This is a genomic window from Pseudomonas sp. LAIL14HWK12:I10 (genome assembly GCF_900184205.1).
In the GTDB taxonomy this organism is placed as follows: domain Bacteria; phylum Pseudomonadota; class Gammaproteobacteria; order Pseudomonadales; family Pseudomonadaceae; genus Aquipseudomonas; species Aquipseudomonas kermanshahensis.
Genome location: NZ_FXWU01000025.1, coordinates 1 through 16,096, shown reverse-complemented (window position 1 = coordinate 16,096; position 16,096 = coordinate 1). Strand labels below are relative to the sequence as shown.

Genomic DNA, 16,096 nt, shown 5'->3' with positions numbered 1-16,096 from the left:
TCAGCGTCGTCTACCAGGTCAGCCTTGTTCAGGAAGACCACGATGTACGGAACGCCAACCTGACGGGACAGCAGGATGTGCTCACGGGTTTGTGGCATCGGACCATCGGCGGCCGAGCAAACCAGGATCGCGCCGTCCATCTGGGCAGCACCGGTGATCATGTTCTTCACGTAGTCAGCGTGACCTGGGCAGTCGACGTGAGCGTAGTGACGAATGTTCGAGTTGTACTCGACGTGAGCGGTGTTGATGGTGATACCGCGCGCTTTTTCTTCCGGAGCCGAGTCGATCTTGTCGAACTCAACGACTGCCGAACCGAAAACTTCGGAGCAGACGCGAGTCAGAGCTGCGGTCAGAGTGGTCTTACCGTGGTCAACGTGGCCGATGGTGCCGACGTTAACGTGGGGAAGGGAACGATCAAATTTTTCTTTAGCCACGACAGTGAACCTCTTGCCTAAAGGGGATTAGCCTTGTTTTTTAACGAGTGCTTCGACGATGTTCGACGGAGCTTCGGCGTATTTGGAGAATTCCATGGAGTAGCTTGCGCGACCCTGAGACATGGAACGAACGTCGGTCGCATAACCGAACATTTCTCCGAGCGGTACCTCAGCAGTGATTACCTTGCCGGACACCGAGTCTTCATTACCCTGGATCATCCCGCGACGACGGCTCAGGTCACCCATCACGTCACCCAGGTAGTCTTCCGGGGTTACAACTTCGACCTTCATGATCGGCTCAAGCACCACGCCACCGCCCTTCTGGGCCAGTTGCTTGGTCGCCATCGAAGCAGCGATTTTGAACGCCATTTCGTTGGAGTCGACGTCGTGGTACGAACCGTCGAATACCGTGGCCTTCAGGCCGAGCAGCGGATAGCCGGCAACAACGCCGTTTTTCATCTGCTCTTCGATACCCTTCTGGATCGGGGCGATGAATTCCTTAGGAATCACACCACCAACGACTTCGTTGGTGAAGACCAGACCTTCGGTGATGTTGCCCTTCTCGTCGACGTCCGGCTCCGAGAAACGGATCCAGCAGTGACCGAACTGACCACGACCGCCCGACTGACGAACGAACTTGCCTTCGATCTCGACGTTGGACTTGGTGATCTTCTCGCGGTACGAAACCTGAGGCTTACCGATGTTGGCTTCGACGTTGAACTCGCGCTTCATGCGGTCAACGAGGATGTCCAGGTGCAGCTCACCCATGCCCGAGATGATGGTCTGACCAGTCTCTTCGTCGGTCTTGACGCGGAACGACGGGTCTTCCTGGGCCAGTTTGCCCAGAGCGATACCCATCTTCTCCTGGTCAGCCTTGGTTTTCGGCTCTACGGAGAGCGAAATAACCGGCTCAGGGAAGTCCATACGCTCAAGGATGATTGGCTTGTCGGCGTTGCACAGGGTTTCGCCTGTGGTCACGTCCTTCATGCCGATCAGGGCCGCGATGTCGCCAGCGCGCACTTCCTTGATCTCTTCACGCTGGTTGGCGTGCATCTGCACCATACGACCAACGCGCTCTTTCTTGCCCTTGACCGAGTTGATGACGGAGTCACCGGAGGTCAGAACACCCGAGTAGACGCGAACGAAGGTCAGAGTACCCACGAACGGGTCAGTCGCGATCTTGAACGCCAGAGCCGAGAACGGCTCGTCGTCGTCAGCGTGACGCTCGTCTTTACGAACAGCCGGATCGTCTTTGTCCAGATCCTTGTCATCCGGGTTGATACCCTGGATTGCAGGAATCTCGGTCGGAGCAGGCAGGTAGTCGATGACGGCGTCGAGAACCAGGGGAACGCCCTTGTTCTTGAACGACGAACCGCAGACGGCCGGTACGATTTCGCTGGCCAGGGTGCGCGCGCGCAGACCGGCTTTGATCTCTTCGACGGTCAGCTCTTCGCCTTCCAGATACTTGTTCATCAGCTCTTCGCTGGCCTCGGCAGCCGCCTCAACCATGTTGGAGCGCCACTCTTCAGCCAGCTCCAGCATATCGGCAGGAATTTCTTCCTCGCGATAGGTGGTGCCTTTGTCGTCGTCGTTCCAGTAGATAGCCTTCATCTTGATCAGGTCGACCTGACCCTGGAAGTTATCTTCCGAACCGATGGCCAGCTGAACAGGAACCGGGGTGTGACCCAGACGGTTCTTGATCTGACCTACGACGCGCAGGAAGTTTGCACCGGCACGGTCCATCTTGTTCACGTAAACAACACGTGGAACGCCGTATTTGTTGGCCTGACGCCATACGGTTTCGGACTGAGGTTCAACGCCGGAGGTACCGCAGAACACAACGACCGCGCCGTCGAGTACGCGCAGCGAACGCTCTACTTCAATGGTGAAGTCAACGTGGCCAGGGGTATCGATGACGTTTACGCGGTAGTTGTCGTACTGACCAACAGAGCCCTTCCAGAAGGTAGTTACGGCAGCGGAGGTAATGGTAATACCCCGCTCCTGCTCCTGAACCATCCAGTCGGTGGTCGCGGCGCCGTCGTGCACCTCGCCCATCTTGTGGCTCAGGCCTGTGTAGAACAGGATCCGCTCGGTAGTGGTGGTCTTGCCCGCGTCAACGTGGGCACAGATACCAATGTTACGGTAGCGGTTAATTGCTGTAGTACGAGCCATAAAGCCCTCGCAAAATGATTGATGCTTGAATTAGAAGCGGTAGTGCGAGAACGCTTTGTTGGCTTCAGCCATACGGTGAACGTCTTCACGCTTCTTGACTGCAGCACCCTTGCCTTCAGCAGCATCCAGCAGCTCGCCAGCCAGGCGCAGAGCCATCGACTTCTCGCCGCGCTTGCGGGCGTAGTCTACGAGCCAGCGCATTGCCAGAGCATTACGACGGGATGGACGAACTTCAACCGGAACCTGGTAAGTGGCACCGCCGACACGACGGGACTTTACTTCGACCAGCGGAGCGATGGCGTCGAGAGCTTTCTCGAAGATTTCCAGGGGGTCGCTGTTCTTGCGCTCTTTGACCTTGTCCAGTGCACCGTAAACGATGCGCTCGGCCACGGCCTTCTTGCCGCTTTCCATCACGTGGTTCATGAACTTGGCGAGGATTTGGGATCCGTATTTAGGATCGTCCAGAATCTCACGTTTTGCTGCTACACGACGTCTTGGCATGATAAGCCCTCAAACGGTCTTCAGGTTAGCCCGGGACGTGGGTCTTCGACCCCTGCCCGACCTTACTCTTATCGACTCAAAAAAATGGATGGGTGCAAACGACCGATTACTTCGGACGCTTGGTACCGTACTTCGAACGACCCTGGTTACGGCCTTTAACGCCCGAAGTATCCAGAGAGCCGCGAACGGTGTGGTAACGAACACCTGGCAAGTCTTTTACACGGCCGCCACGGATCAGGACGACGCTGTGCTCTTGCAGGTTGTGGCCTTCACCGCCGATGTACGAGGAAACCTCGAAACCGTTGGTCAGACGCACACGGCAAACTTTACGCAGTGCCGAGTTAGGTTTTTTCGGCGTGGTGGTGTACACGCGGGTGCACACGCCACGACGTTGCGGGCAGTTCTGCAGCGCAGGAACGTCGGACTTCTCGACCGAACGCTTACGCGGCTGACGTACCAGCTGGTTGATAGTTGCCATCTACTAGCTCCACTGATTGTCTTGCGACTCTATTGTCTTGCAAGAAAGCCAAAAATTGGCGAGACGGAGCCTCACCAAATTTAAGGGTACAAAAGTCTACGGAGGATCTTGCACCCAGTCAAGACGAGGCCCCGGCCCTCCCCGCCCGGTCATCGGCAACAATTCATGTCGACGATGGCCGTTCGGGGCTTGCCGGGGCCCTGCCCTGTACTTAGTTACCGCTGGAATTCAGCGCTTCGGTCAGTGCGGCTTCCACCTCACTGGCGCTCACACGCAGCGGTTTGTCGGCATCACGGCGGCGCTTGCGCTCGCTGTGGTAAGCCAGACCAGTACCGGCCGGGATCAGACGACCCACGACCACGTTCTCTTTCAGGCCGCGCAGGTAATCGCGCTTGCCGGTGACGGCCGCTTCGGTCAGTACGCGGGTGGTTTCCTGGAAGGAAGCCGCGGAGATGAACGATTCGGTCGACAGCGACGCCTTGGTGATACCCAGCAGCACACGCGAGAACTTCGAGATGAACTTGTCTTCGCTGGCGAGACGCTCGTTCTCGACCAGTACGTGAGTCAGCTCCATCTGGTCGCCCTTGATGAAGCTGGAATCACCCGACTCGGCGATCTCGACCTTACGCAGCATCTGACGCAGGATGGTCTCGATGTGCTTGTCGTTGATCTTAACGCCTTGCAGGCGGTAAACGTCCTGGATCTCGTTGACGATGTACTTGGCCAGCGCGCTCACACCCAGCAGACGCAGGATGTCGTGCGGATCGCTCGGGCCGTCGGAGATAACTTCGCCGCGGTTTACCTGTTCGCCTTCGAAGACGTTCAGGTGGCGCCACTTCGGAATCAGCTCTTCGTACGGATCGCTACCGTCGGTCGGCGTAATGACCAGACGGCGCTTGCCTTTGGTCTCTTTACCGAACGCGATGGTGCCGCTGACTTCAGCCAGAATCGAGGCTTCTTTCGGACGACGCGCTTCGAACAAGTCGGCAACGCGCGGCAGACCACCGGTGATGTCACGTGTCTTCGACGTTTCTTGCGGGATACGCGCGATAACGTCACCAACACCGATCTGTGCACCGTCAGCCACACCGACGAGGGCGTTGGCCGGCAGGAAGTACTGAGCCGGTACGTCGGTACCTGGCAGGTACAGGTCCTTGCCGTTGGCATCGACCATCTTGATTGCCGGACGGATTTCCTTGCCTGCGGCAGGGCGATCCTTGACGTCCAGAACTTCGATGTTGGTCAAACCAGTCAGTTCGTCGGTCTGACGCTTGATGGTGATGTTTTCTTCCATGCCCACGAAGGTCACGGTACCTTTCAGCTCGGTAACGATCGGGTGGGTGTGCGGGTCCCACTTGGCGACGATGGCGCCAGCTTCGACCTTGTCACCTTCCTTGACCGAAATGACCGCACCGTAAGGCAGCTTGTAACGCTCACGCTCACGACCGAATTCATCGGCAATGGCCAGCTCGCCGGAACGCGATACGGCAACCAGGTTGCCATCGGCGCGCACGACCTGCTTCAGGTTGTGCAGACGAACCATACCGCCGTTCTTCACCTGGACGCTGTCGGCAGCCGAGGTCCGGCTTGCAGCACCACCGATGTGGAACGTACGCATGGTCAGCTGGGTACCCGGCTCACCGATCGACTGTGCAGCGATAACGCCGACAGCTTCACCGATGTTCACCTGGTGACCACGAGCCAGGTCACGACCGTAGCACTTGGCGCAGATACCGTAGCGGGTTTCGCAGTTGATCGGCGAACGCACGATAACTTCGTCGATGCTGTTCAGCTCGATGAACTCGACCCACTGCTCGTCAACCAGGGTACCGGCTGGGACGATGACGTCCTCGGTGCCTGGCTTGAACACGTCACGGGCAATGACACGACCCAGTACGCGCTCACCCAGCGGCTCGACAACGTCACCGCCTTCGATGTGCGGAGTCATCAGCAAGCCGTGGTCGGTGCCACAGTCGATCTCGGTCACGACCAGATCTTGCGCCACGTCTACCAGACGACGCGTCAGGTAACCGGAGTTCGCAGTTTTCAGTGCGGTATCCGCCAGACCCTTACGAGCACCGTGAGTCGAGATGAAGTACTGCAGTACGCTCAGACCTTCACGGAAGTTCGCGGTGATCGGCGTCTCGATGATCGAGCCGTCCGGCTTGGCCATCAGACCACGCATACCGGCCAGCTGACGGATCTGTGCTGCGGAACCCCGCGCACCCGAGTCAGCCATCATGTACATCGAGTTGAAGGACTCTTGCTCGACTTCCTTGCCCTCGCGGTCGATGACCTTCTCTTTCGAGAGGTTGGCCATCATCGCCTTGGACACTTCGTCGTTCGCCTTCGACCACAAGTCGATGACCTTGTTGTACTTCTCGCCCTGGGTTACCAGGCCGGAGGCGTACTGGCTCTCGATTTCCTTCACTTCGTCGGTAGCAGTACCGATGATGCGTGCTTTTTCGTCCGGGATAACGAAGTCGTTAACACCGATCGAAACGCCGGAAATGGTCGAGTAGGCAAAACCGGTGTACATCAGCTGGTCAGCGAAGATGACGGTCTCTTTCAGACCAACCACGCGGTAGCACTGGTTGATCAGCTTGGAGATCGCTTTCTTCTTCATCGGCTGGTTGACCACGTCGTACGGCAGACCTGCCGGTACAACCTGGAACAACAGCGCACGGCCGACGGTGGTGTCGACGATGCGGGTGTTCTTGGTGACGGAGCCATCACGGTCATTCACGGTCTCGTTGATACGGACCTTGATTTTCGCGTGCAGGGCAGCTTCGCCGGCGCGGAATACGCGGTCGACTTCTTGCAGGTCTGCGAATACGCGACCTTCGCCCTTGGCGTTGATGGCTTCACGGGTCATGTAGTACAGACCCAGTACAACGTCCTGCGACGGAACGATGATTGGCTCACCGTTGGCTGGCGACAGAATGTTGTTGGTCGACATCATCAGCGCGCGCGCTTCGAGCTGGGCTTCCAGCGTCAGCGGCACGTGAACGGCCATCTGGTCACCGTCGAAGTCGGCGTTGTACGCCGCACAGACCAACGGGTGCAGCTGGATCGCCTTACCTTCGATGAGCACAGGCTCGAACGCCTGGATACCCAGACGGTGAAGGGTCGGTGCACGGTTAAGCAGTACGGGGTGTTCGCGGATGACCTCGGCGAGAACGTCCCACACCTCTGGCAGCTCGCGCTCGACCATCTTCTTGGCAGCCTTGATGGTGGTCGCCAGACCACGCATTTCCAGCTTGCCGAAAATGAACGGCTTGAACAGCTCGAGGGCCATTTTCTTCGGCAGACCGCACTGGTGCAGACGCAGGGTCGGGCCTACGGTAATTACCGAACGGCCGGAGTAGTCCACGCGCTTACCGAGCAAGTTCTGACGGAAACGACCTTGCTTACCTTTGATCATGTCAGCCAGGGACTTCAGCGGACGCTTGTTCGAGCCAGTGATGGCGCGACCGCGACGGCCGTTATCCAGCAGGGCGTCGACCGCTTCCTGCAGCATGCGCTTTTCGTTGCGCACGATGATGTCCGGCGCCGACAGATCGAGCAGGCGCTTCAGACGGTTGTTACGGTTGATCACCCGACGATACAGGTCGTTCAGGTCGGAGGTCGCGAAGCGGCCGCCATCCAGCGGTACCAGCGGACGCAGGTCCGGCGGCAGTACTGGCAGGACGGTCAGGACCATCCACTCAGGCAGGTTGCCCGAGCCCTGGAAAGCTTCCATCAGCTTCAGGCGCTTGGACAGCTTCTTGATCTTGGTTTCCGAGTTGGTCTGCGGAATCTCTTCACGCAGGCGACCGATCTCGTGCTCCAGGTCGATAGCGTGCAGCAGCTCGCGGACAGCCTCGGCACCCATGCGGGCGTCGAAGTCGTCACCGAACTCTTCCAGCGCTTCGAAGTACTGCTCGTCGTTCAGCAGCTGGCCTTTTTCAAGGGTGGTCATGCCTGGGTCGATAACGACGTAGCTCTCGAAGTAGAGAACGCGCTCGATATCACGCAGGGTCATGTCCATCAGCAGGCCGATACGGGACGGCAGCGACTTCAGGAACCAGATGTGGGCAACCGGCGAGGCCAGTTCGATGTGCGCCATGCGCTCACGACGAACCTTGGCCAGGGCAACTTCAACGCCGCACTTCTCGCAGATCACACCGCGGTGCTTGAGGCGCTTGTACTTGCCGCACAGGCACTCGTAGTCCTTGACTGGGCCAAAGATCTTGGCGCAGAACAGGCCGTCACGCTCAGGTTTGAACGTACGGTAGTTGATGGTTTCCGGCTTCTTAACTTCACCGAACGACCACGAACGGATCATTTCAGGCGACGCCAGACCGATGCGGATGGCGTCGAACTCTTCGACTTGACCCTGGTTTTTCAGCAAATTCAGTAGGTCTTTCAAGGCCTTTCCTCCTGGCGGAGCAGGAAGCGGGCATTACCTGCCCCGCTCCCCTTCGCGTCACGTGTTATTCGGTTTCCAGATCGATATCGATACCGAGCGAACGGATCTCTTTGATCAACACGTTGAAGGACTCGGGCATGCCCGGCTCCATACGGTGATCGCCATCCACGATGTTCTTGTACATCTTGGTACGGCCGTTCACGTCGTCCGACTTCACTGTGAGCATTTCTTGCAGGGTGTATGCCGCGCCGTATGCTTCCAGCGCCCACACTTCCATCTCCCCGAAACGCTGACCACCGAACTGCGCCTTACCACCCAGCGGCTGCTGGGTAACCAGGCTATAGGAACCAGTGGAACGCGCGTGCATCTTGTCGTCCACCAAGTGGTTCAGCTTGAGCATGTACATGTAACCAACGGTCACAGGACGCTCGAACTTGTTGCCGGTACGGCCATCGAACAGCACCATCTGGCCGCTTTCTGGCATGTCTGCCAGTTTCAGCATGGCCTTGATCTCGCTTTCCTTGGCACCGTCGAAGACTGGGGTAGCCATAGGCACGCCCTTCTTCAGGTTGTTCGCCAGGGCAAGGATCTCTGCATCGGTGAACTCTTCCAGGCTTTCCTGACGACCGCCGATCTCGTTGTAGATCTCGGTCAGGAACACGCGCAGCTCAGCGGCTTTGCGCTGTTCTTCGAGCATCCGGTCGATCTTCTCGCCCAGGCCTTTGGCCGCGAGGCCCAGGTGGGTTTCAAGGATCTGACCGACGTTCATACGCGAAGGTACGCCCAGTGGGTTCAGTACGACGTCGACCGGAGTACCGTTGGCGTCGTGCGGCATGTCTTCGACCGGCATGATCACCGAGACCACACCTTTGTTACCGTGACGGCCTGCCATCTTGTCGCCCGGCTGGATGCGGCGGCGGATAGCCAGGTAGACCTTGACGATCTTCAGTACGCCCGGCGCCAAGTCGTCGCCTTGCTGCAGCTTGCGCTTCTTGTCTTCGAACTTGTCGTCCAGCAGACGACGGCGATCGACGATGTAAGCCTGAGCCTTTTCCAGCTGTTCGTTCAGCGCGTCTTCGGCCATGCGCAGTTTGAACCACTGGCCGTGCTCCAGACCGTCCAGTACTTCGTCAGTGATCACGGTGCCTTTCTTCAGGCCCGCACCACCGTCGACCACTTGGCCGTTCAGGGCGGAACGCAGACGCTCGAAGGTTGCACCTTCGACGATGCGGAACTCTTCGTTGAGGTCCTTGCGGATCTCGTCCAGCTGCATCTTCTCGATGGCCAGGGCGCGGCTGTCGCGCTCAACGCCGTCACGGGTGAAGACCTGGACGTCGATGACAGTACCCTTGGTGCCGGTTGGCACACGCAGGGAGGTGTCTTTGACGTCGCTTGCCTTCTCACCGAAGATGGCACGCAGCAGCTTCTCTTCCGGCGTCAGTTGGGTCTCGCCTTTCGGAGTGACCTTACCAACCAGAATGTCGCCAGCGCCGACTTCGGCACCTACGTAAACGATACCGGCTTCGTCCAGCTTGTTCAGCGCAGCTTCACCCACGTTCGGGATGTCTGCGGTGATTTCCTCTGGGCCAAGCTTGGTGTCACGCGCCACACAGGTCAGTTCCTGAATGTGGATCGTGGTGAAGCGATCTTCCTGAACCACACGCTCGGACAGGCAGATGGAGTCTTCGAAGTTGAAGCCGTTCCACGCCATGAACGCGATGCGCATGTTCTGACCCAGTGCCAGTTCACCCATATCGGTGGACGGGCCGTCGGCCATGATGTCGTGACGCTTGACCACATCACCCTTGCTGACCAGCGGACGCTGGTTGATGCAAGTGTTCTGGTTCGAACGGGTGTATTTGGTCAGGTTGTAGATATCTACACCTGCTTCACCGGTTTCGACTTCGTCATCGGCAACACGCACGACGATACGGCTGGCATCGACCGAGTCGATCACGCCGCCACGACGGGCCACGACGCAGACGCCGGAGTCACGGGCAACGTTGCGCTCCATGCCGGTACCTACCAGCGGCTTGTCAGCGCGCAGGGTCGGTACAGCCTGACGCTGCATGTTCGAACCCATGAGTGCACGGTTGGCGTCGTCGTGCTCGAGGAACGGAATCAGCGACGCTGCAACCGAAACAACCTGCTTCGGCGAAACGTCCATCAAGGTGACGTCTTCTGGCGCCTTGACGGTAAATTCGTTCAGGTGACGAACCGCTACCAGCTCATCGATCAGCTGCTTCTTCTCGTTCATCGCAGCCGAAGCCTGGGCGATGACGTGATCCGCTTCTTCAATGGCCGACAGGAACACGATGTCGTCGCTGACCACGCCTTCCTTCACCACGCGATACGGGCTTTCGAGGAAGCCGTACTGGTTGGTGCGGGCATAGGCTGCCAGGGAGTTGATCAGACCGATGTTCGGACCTTCAGGGGTCTCGATCGGGCACACACGGCCGTAGTGGGTCGGGTGTACGTCACGGACTTCGAAGCCAGCACGCTCACGGGTCAGACCGCCAGGGCCGAGTGCAGAAACGCGGCGCTTGTGGGTGATCTCGGAGAGCGGGTTGTTCTGGTCCATGAACTGCGACAGCTGGCTGGAACCGAAGAACTCTTTCACCGCCGCCGCTACCGGCTTGGCGTTGATCAGGTCTTGCGGCATCAGGCCTTCGCTTTCAGCCATCGACAGACGTTCCTTGACCGCACGCTCAACGCGCACCAGGCCAACACGGAACTGGTTCTCGGCCATTTCGCCGACGCAACGTACGCGACGGTTACCCAGGTGGTCGATGTCGTCGACGATGCCTTTGCCGTTACGGATGTCGACCAGGGTCTTGAGGACCTCGACGATGTCTTCCTTGCTCAGCACGCCCGAACCTTCGATCTCGGTACGACCGATACGACGGTTGAACTTCATGCGGCCTACGGCGGACAGGTCGTAACGCTCGGCGCTGAAGAACAGGTTGTTGAACAGGGTCTCGGCAGCATCCTTGGTTGGCGGCTCGCCTGGACGCATCATGCGATAGATTTCGACCAGGGCTTCCAGCTGGTTGCTGGTGGTGTCGATCTTCAGGGTGTCCGAGATGAACGGACCGCAATCGATGTCGTTGGTGTACAGGGTCTCGATACGGACGACCTGTGCCTTGGCGACCTTGATCAGCAGCTCGGTGGTCAGCTCGGTGTTGCACTCGGCCAGGATCTCGCCGGTAGCCGGATGCACGATAGCCTTGGCGGTGGTGCGGCCCAGGACGTATTCCATAGGAACGTCGAGCTGCTTGACGCCGGCTTTCTCGAGCTGGTTGATGTGGCGTGCAGTGATGCGGCGACCCTGCTCGACAATGACCTTGCCGGTTTCGTCATGGATGTCCATGACCGCAACTTCACCACGCAGACGCTGAGGTACCAGTTCCAGGCTGAGTTTTTCGCCGGAAACGTGGAACACGTTGGTGGTGTAGAAGGTGTTCAGAACCTCTTCGGTGCTGTAACCCAGTGCGCGCAGCAGTACCGAGGCCGGCAGTTTGCGGCGACGGTCGATACGCACGAACACGCAGTCCTTCGGGTCGAACTCGAAGTCCAGCCAGGAGCCGCGGTAAGGGATGATGCGAGCGGAGTACAGCAGCTTGCCGGAGCTGTGCGTCTTGCCACGGTCGTGGTCGAAGAACACACCAGGCGAACGGTGCAGCTGGGAAACGATCACACGCTCGGTACCGTTGATTACGAAGGTACCGTTCTCAGTCATCAGGGGGATTTCACCCATGTAGACTTCTTGCTCTTTGATGTCCTTGATCGCTTTGTTCGACGATTCCTTGTCGAAGATGATCAGGCGCACCTTGACCCGCAGTGGGACCGCGAAGGTCACGCCACGCAGGACACATTCCTTCACATCGAAGGCGGGTTCGCCCAGGCGATAGCCTACGTACTCCAGGGCAGCATTGCCGGAGTAGCTGATGATCGGGAATACCGATTTGAAGGCCGCGTGCAGGCCGACGTCGCGGAACTGATCCTTGGATGCTCCCGCTTGCAGGAATTCGCGATACGAATCCAGCTGGATGGCCAGGAGGTAAGGCACATCCATGACGTCCGGCAACTTGCTAAAGTCCTTGCGGATACGTTTTTTCTCAGTGTATGAGTAAGCCATCAGCGTTCCCCAGCTTGGTCACCTGCTTGTTTGGCTTCTCCCGGCGGGAGCAGCCAGAAAATCGTGCAAACCCCTTGGTTTGCGCCACCCACATGGGTGTCTTGCAGCTCGTTATCGGGGCCGATCTGATCGGCCACCAATAACGGAAAAAGGCCGGTGGCATAAGCCACCAGCCATCAGCCTTGTGCTCAACGCTCAGGCTGGCATCGCAAAGTCGAAATTACTTCAGCTCGACTTTAGCGCCTGCTTCTTCCAGCTTCTTCTTAGCGTCTTCAGCGGCTTCTTTCGAAACGCCTTCAGCTACGACCTGAGGAGCGCCGTCGACTTTCTCTTTGGCTTCTTTCAGGCCCAGACCGGTCAGTTCACGAACGGCCTTGATCACGTTTACTTTCTTCTCGCCGGCTTCAACCAGAACAACGTTGAACTCGGTTTGCTCTTCAACAACGGCAGCAGCAGCAGCTGGGCCAGCAGCGGCAACAGCAGCGGTAACGCCGAAGGTTTCTTCCATAGCTTTGATCAGCTCAACAACTTCCAGAACGGTTTTCTGGCCGATTGCTTCGATGATTTGCTCGTTAGTCAGGGACATGACTTAAATCCTGTATTGGGGTGACAGCCTTCGCAGCCATCAAATTAAACAAATGATTTTGAAAGAGGTTACGCCGCCTTAGGCAGCAGCAGCTTCTTTCTGGTCGCGAACGGCCGCCAGAGTACGAGCCAGCTTGCTGGTGGCGCCTTGAATCACGCTCATCAGACGTGCGATAGCTTCGTCACGGGTCGGCAAGGTAGCCAGTACATCGATCTGGTTGGCGGCAATGAATTTGCCGTCAAACGCAGCTGCCTTGATCTCGAACTTGTCCTGACCCTTGGCGAACTCTTTGAACAGACGAGCAGCAGCGCCCGGGTGTTCGTTGGAGAAAGCGATCAGGGTCGGGCCAGTGAAGGCGTCGTTGAGGACACTGAATTCAGTATCGGCAACAGCGCGCTTGAGCAGGGTGTTACGTACGACACGTACGTAAACGCCAGCTTCACGAGCCTCTTTACGGAGTCCGGTCATTGCGCCTACAGTCACACCACGGGCATCAGCCACGACAGCGGACAGAGCGACTTTGGCAGCCTCGTTGACTTCAGCGACGATGGCCTTCTTGTCTTCGAGTTTAATTGCCACGGGTTTACTCCTGGTTTCTACCGTTTCATCTGGCCGAAGCCGGATGTCGTTTTGGTGTCTGATTCGATAACGAATCGGGAGCACCATCTGCGTAGGCTTGTGGTTTAAGGCTTGCGCCGCCTACGGTCTTGGATAGCCCCCGCCAGGCAGGGACCCCAATTTTTTGCTGGCGGCGCGACACGTCGCACCGCCATGGCCTTACGCGTTCAGCGAACCCTGGTCGATGACCAGGCCTGGGCCCATAGTGGTGCTCAGGGTAACGCGCTTGACGTAGATACCTTTCGAAGAAGCTGGCTTGATACGCTTCAGATCAGCGATCAGGGCTTCAACGTTTTCCTTCAGCTTGCCAGCTTCGAAGCCGACTTTGCCAACGGAGGTGTGAATGATACCGTTCTTGTCGGTACGGTAGCGAACCTGACCAGCCTTGGCGTTTTTGACAGCGCCGGCTACGTCTGGAGTCACAGTACCCACTTTCGGGTTAGGCATCAGGCCGCGAGGACCCAGAACCTGACCCAGCTGACCAACAACGCGCATGGCATCAGGCGATGCGATGACGACGTCATAGTTCAGGTCGCCGGCTTTCATTTCTGCAGCCAGATCGTCCATACCTACACGGTCAGCGCCGGCAGCCAGAGCGGCCTCAGCAGCTGGACCCTGGGTGAAGACGGCAACGCGTACGGTCTTGCCAGTGCCGTGTGGCAGCACAGTAGCGCTACGAACGACCTGGTCGGATTTACGCGGGTCAACGCCGAGGTTGACGGCAACGTCGAAGGATTCACTGAACTTCACGGTGGACAGTTCGGCCAGCAGCACTGCTGCTTCTTCGAAGTTGTAAACTTTGCCAGCTTCGATTTTCGAAGCAATGGCCTTTTGGCGCTTGGTCAGCTTAGCCATTACACACCCTCCACGTTCAGGCCCATGCTGCGGGCAGAGCCAGCGATGGTGCGTACAGCAGCGTCCAGGTCAGCAGCGGTCAGATCAGCCTGTTTAGTCTTGGCGATCTCTTCGAGCTGAGCACGGGTCACGGTACCGACTTTAACGGTGTTCGGACGAGCCGAACCACTGGTCAGGCCAGCAGCTTTCTTCAGCAGAACCGAGGCAGGGGTGCTCTTGGTCTCGAAAGTGAAGCTACGGTCGCTGTAAACAGTGATGATCACAGGAGTCGGCAGGCCGGCTTCTTGACCCTGAGTACGGGCGTTGAAGGCCTTGCAGAATTCCATGATGTTCACACCGTGTTGGCCCAGTGCTGGACCAACGGGTGGGCTTGGGTTGGCCTGGCCGGCCTTAACTTGCAGCTTGATGTAAGCCTGAATCTTCTTAGCCATGAGCTACTCCAAAATCGGGTACAAACGCCAGATGGCTCCCCGGATGACTTGCGTTTTATCCCAGTGACGACAAAACCCCGCAGCACACAGGGCTGCGGGGTATGGGATGCTTCGTTCGCCTAGACCTTCTCGACCTGGCTGAACTCGAGCTCCACCGGAGTAGAGCGACCGAAAATGAGCACCGCCACCTGGAGGCGACTCTTTTCGTAGTTAACCTCTTCGACACTGCCATTGAAGTCAGCAAACGGACCGTCAATGACACGAACCACTTCACCTGGCTCGAACAGCGTCTTCGGCTTCGGCTTGTCGCTGCCGTCGGCAACGCGACGCAGGATAGCCTCAGCTTCTTTATCAGTGATTGGCGCAGGCTTGTCTGCGGTACCACCAATAAAGCCCATCACACGAGGGGTATCCTTGACCAAGTGCCAAGTCCCTTCGTTCATCTCCATCTGGACCAGAACATAGCCAGGGAAGAATTTGCGCTCACTTTTGCGCTTTTGGCCGTTACGCATTTCAACGACTTCTTCGGTCGGAACCAGAATTTCGCCGAAACCGTCTTCCATGCCAGCCAGCTTGACGCGCTCGATCAGCGAGCGCATCACATGCTTCTCGTAACCCGAGTAAGCATGCACTACGTACCAACGCTTAGCCACGGGACACCCTTAGCCAACAATCAAGGAGACCGCCCAGCCGAGCAGGGAATCAAGACCCCACAACAGCAGCGCCATAACCAGAACTACAGCCACGACAATCAGCGTGGTCTGAGTGGTTTCTTGGCGGGTCGGCCACACGACTTTACGGATCTCGGTACGAGCTTCCTTCGCCAGCGCAAAGAACGACTTACCCTTCGCAGTCTGCAAGGCAACAAAGCCAGCAGCCGCAGCCAGGGCGAGCAATGCGAGTACGCGATACAGGATTGGGGAGGCGGAGTAATACTGATTACCCACGACGCCAACAACCACCAAAGCAACTACAGCCAGCCACTTGAACAGATCAAAACGCGATTCTTGGGCTTCAGTTTTGGGAGTCATCGGGGAGGATCCTGTGAGAAGAAAGCCAATCACACCGAGGTGAATGGCAGGTCAGGAGGGAATCGAACCCCCAACCTACGGTTTTGGAGACCGTCGCTCTGCCAATTGAGCTACTGACCTGTAACGCTGTATCAGGCCGGCCATTATACCGGCCTGATCAAGTAAATCAACTACTTATTCAATAATTTTTGCTACGACGCCGGCGCCGACGGTACGACCGCCTTCACGGATAGCGAAGCGCAGACCGTCTTCCATTGCGATGGTCTTGATCAGAGTGACAGTCATCTGAATGTTGTCACCTGGCATTACCATTTCAACGCCTTCCGGCAGTTCGCAGTTACCGGTCACGTCAGTGGTACGGAAGTAGAACTGAGGACGGTAGCCTTTGAAGAACGGAGTGTGACGGCCGCCTTCTTCCTTCGACAGGACGTAGACTTCTGC

The 16,096-nt window shown here is 57.8% G+C and carries 14 protein-coding genes and 1 tRNA gene; all 15 read right to left on the bottom strand.

What is annotated here, in order from left to right:
- Positions 1 to 434, bottom strand: a 434-nt coding sequence (locus tag QOS90_RS27345; protein WP_125862958.1) for a GTP-binding protein, incomplete at its 3' end; no start/stop codon positions are given.
- 27 nt (positions 435 to 461) lie between these two features.
- Positions 462 to 2,606, bottom strand: coding sequence for an elongation factor G (gene fusA, locus QOS90_RS27340; RefSeq protein ID WP_027595471.1), 2,145 nt, complete (start codon positions 2,604 to 2,606; stop codon positions 462 to 464).
- Between the two features lie 30 nt (positions 2,607 to 2,636).
- On the bottom strand, positions 2,637 to 3,107 hold the full coding sequence (gene rpsG / locus QOS90_RS27335; RefSeq protein ID WP_008089143.1) for a 30S ribosomal protein S7: 471 nt from the start codon (positions 3,105 to 3,107) through the stop codon (positions 2,637 to 2,639).
- A gap of 106 nt (positions 3,108 to 3,213) precedes the next feature.
- Positions 3,214 to 3,585 carry a 30S ribosomal protein S12 gene (rpsL, locus tag QOS90_RS27330; RefSeq protein ID WP_003255492.1) on the bottom strand — a complete coding sequence of 124 codons (372 nt, stop codon included), beginning with the start codon at positions 3,583 to 3,585 and terminating at the stop codon, positions 3,214 to 3,216.
- Positions 3,586 to 3,796: 211 nt separating this feature from the next.
- Positions 3,797 to 7,996 (bottom strand): DNA-directed RNA polymerase subunit beta', encoded by a 4,200-nt coding sequence (gene rpoC / locus QOS90_RS27325; protein WP_027595470.1) that lies wholly within the window; start codon positions 7,994 to 7,996, stop codon positions 3,797 to 3,799.
- Positions 7,997 to 8,060: 64 nt separating this feature from the next.
- Positions 8,061 to 12,134: a DNA-directed RNA polymerase subunit beta gene (gene rpoB, locus QOS90_RS27320; RefSeq protein ID WP_027595469.1), complete on the bottom strand. Its 4,074-nt coding sequence runs from the start codon at positions 12,132 to 12,134 to the stop codon at positions 8,061 to 8,063.
- Positions 12,134 to 12,304 (bottom strand): hypothetical protein, encoded by a 171-nt coding sequence (locus tag QOS90_RS27315; protein WP_155951450.1) that lies wholly within the window; start codon positions 12,302 to 12,304, stop codon positions 12,134 to 12,136. Before QOS90_RS27315 ends, rpoB begins: the two co-directional genes overlap by 1 nt.
- A gap of 50 nt (positions 12,305 to 12,354) precedes the next feature.
- Positions 12,355 to 12,720, bottom strand: coding sequence for a 50S ribosomal protein L7/L12 (rplL, locus tag QOS90_RS27310; protein ID WP_007957596.1), 366 nt, complete (start codon positions 12,718 to 12,720; stop codon positions 12,355 to 12,357).
- Positions 12,721 to 12,798: 78 nt separating this feature from the next.
- Positions 12,799 to 13,299 (bottom strand): 50S ribosomal protein L10, encoded by a 501-nt coding sequence (rplJ, locus tag QOS90_RS27305; RefSeq protein ID WP_027595468.1) that lies wholly within the window; start codon positions 13,297 to 13,299, stop codon positions 12,799 to 12,801.
- 198 nt (positions 13,300 to 13,497) lie between these two features.
- Entirely contained in the window at positions 13,498 to 14,193 is a 696-nt protein-coding gene (gene rplA / locus QOS90_RS27300) for a 50S ribosomal protein L1 (RefSeq protein WP_027595467.1), read from the bottom strand.
- The gene (gene rplK, locus QOS90_RS27295; RefSeq protein WP_027595466.1) at positions 14,193 to 14,624 is read right to left on the bottom strand and encodes a 50S ribosomal protein L11; all 432 of its coding nucleotides are present in this window, start codon (positions 14,622 to 14,624) and stop codon (positions 14,193 to 14,195) included. The genes rplA and rplK overlap by 1 nt, the downstream gene beginning before the upstream one ends.
- 119 nt (positions 14,625 to 14,743) lie before the next feature.
- Positions 14,744 to 15,277 (bottom strand): transcription termination/antitermination protein NusG, encoded by a 534-nt coding sequence (gene nusG, locus QOS90_RS27290; protein WP_003255501.1) that lies wholly within the window; start codon positions 15,275 to 15,277, stop codon positions 14,744 to 14,746.
- 9 nt (positions 15,278 to 15,286) lie between these two features.
- Positions 15,287 to 15,655 carry a preprotein translocase subunit SecE gene (gene secE / locus QOS90_RS27285; protein WP_027595465.1) on the bottom strand — a complete coding sequence of 123 codons (369 nt, stop codon included), beginning with the start codon at positions 15,653 to 15,655 and terminating at the stop codon, positions 15,287 to 15,289.
- 44 nt (positions 15,656 to 15,699) lie between these two features.
- Positions 15,700 to 15,775: transfer RNA gene (locus QOS90_RS27280), tRNA-Trp, on the bottom strand.
- 54 nt (positions 15,776 to 15,829) lie between these two features.
- The coding region (locus QOS90_RS27275; RefSeq protein ID WP_502944311.1) for an EF-Tu C-terminal domain-related protein at positions 15,830 to 16,096 on the bottom strand (267 nt) is incomplete at its 5' end.

What these genes read in the sequence shown, in the direction of transcription:
- fusA (WP_027595471.1), bottom strand. Translation starts at nt 2,606, where the DNA reads ATGGCTCGTACTACAGCAATTAACCGCTACCGTAACATTGGTATCTGT.
- rpsG (WP_008089143.1), bottom strand. Translation starts at nt 3,107, where the DNA reads ATGCCAAGACGTCGTGTAGCAGCAAAACGTGAGATTCTGGACGATCCT.
- rpsL (WP_003255492.1), bottom strand. Translation starts at nt 3,585, where the DNA reads ATGGCAACTATCAACCAGCTGGTACGTCAGCCGCGTAAGCGTTCGGTC.
- rpoB (WP_027595469.1), bottom strand. Translation starts at nt 12,134, where the DNA reads ATGGCTTACTCATACACTGAGAAAAAACGTATCCGCAAGGACTTTAGC.
- rplL (WP_007957596.1), bottom strand. Translation starts at nt 12,720, where the DNA reads ATGTCCCTGACTAACGAGCAAATCATCGAAGCAATCGGCCAGAAAACC.
- rplA (WP_027595467.1), bottom strand. Translation starts at nt 14,193, where the DNA reads ATGGCTAAGCTGACCAAGCGCCAAAAGGCCATTGCTTCGAAAATCGAA.
- rplK (WP_027595466.1), bottom strand. Translation starts at nt 14,624, where the DNA reads ATGGCTAAGAAGATTCAGGCTTACATCAAGCTGCAAGTTAAGGCCGGC.
- secE (WP_027595465.1), bottom strand. Translation starts at nt 15,655, where the DNA reads ATGACTCCCAAAACTGAAGCCCAAGAATCGCGTTTTGATCTGTTCAAG.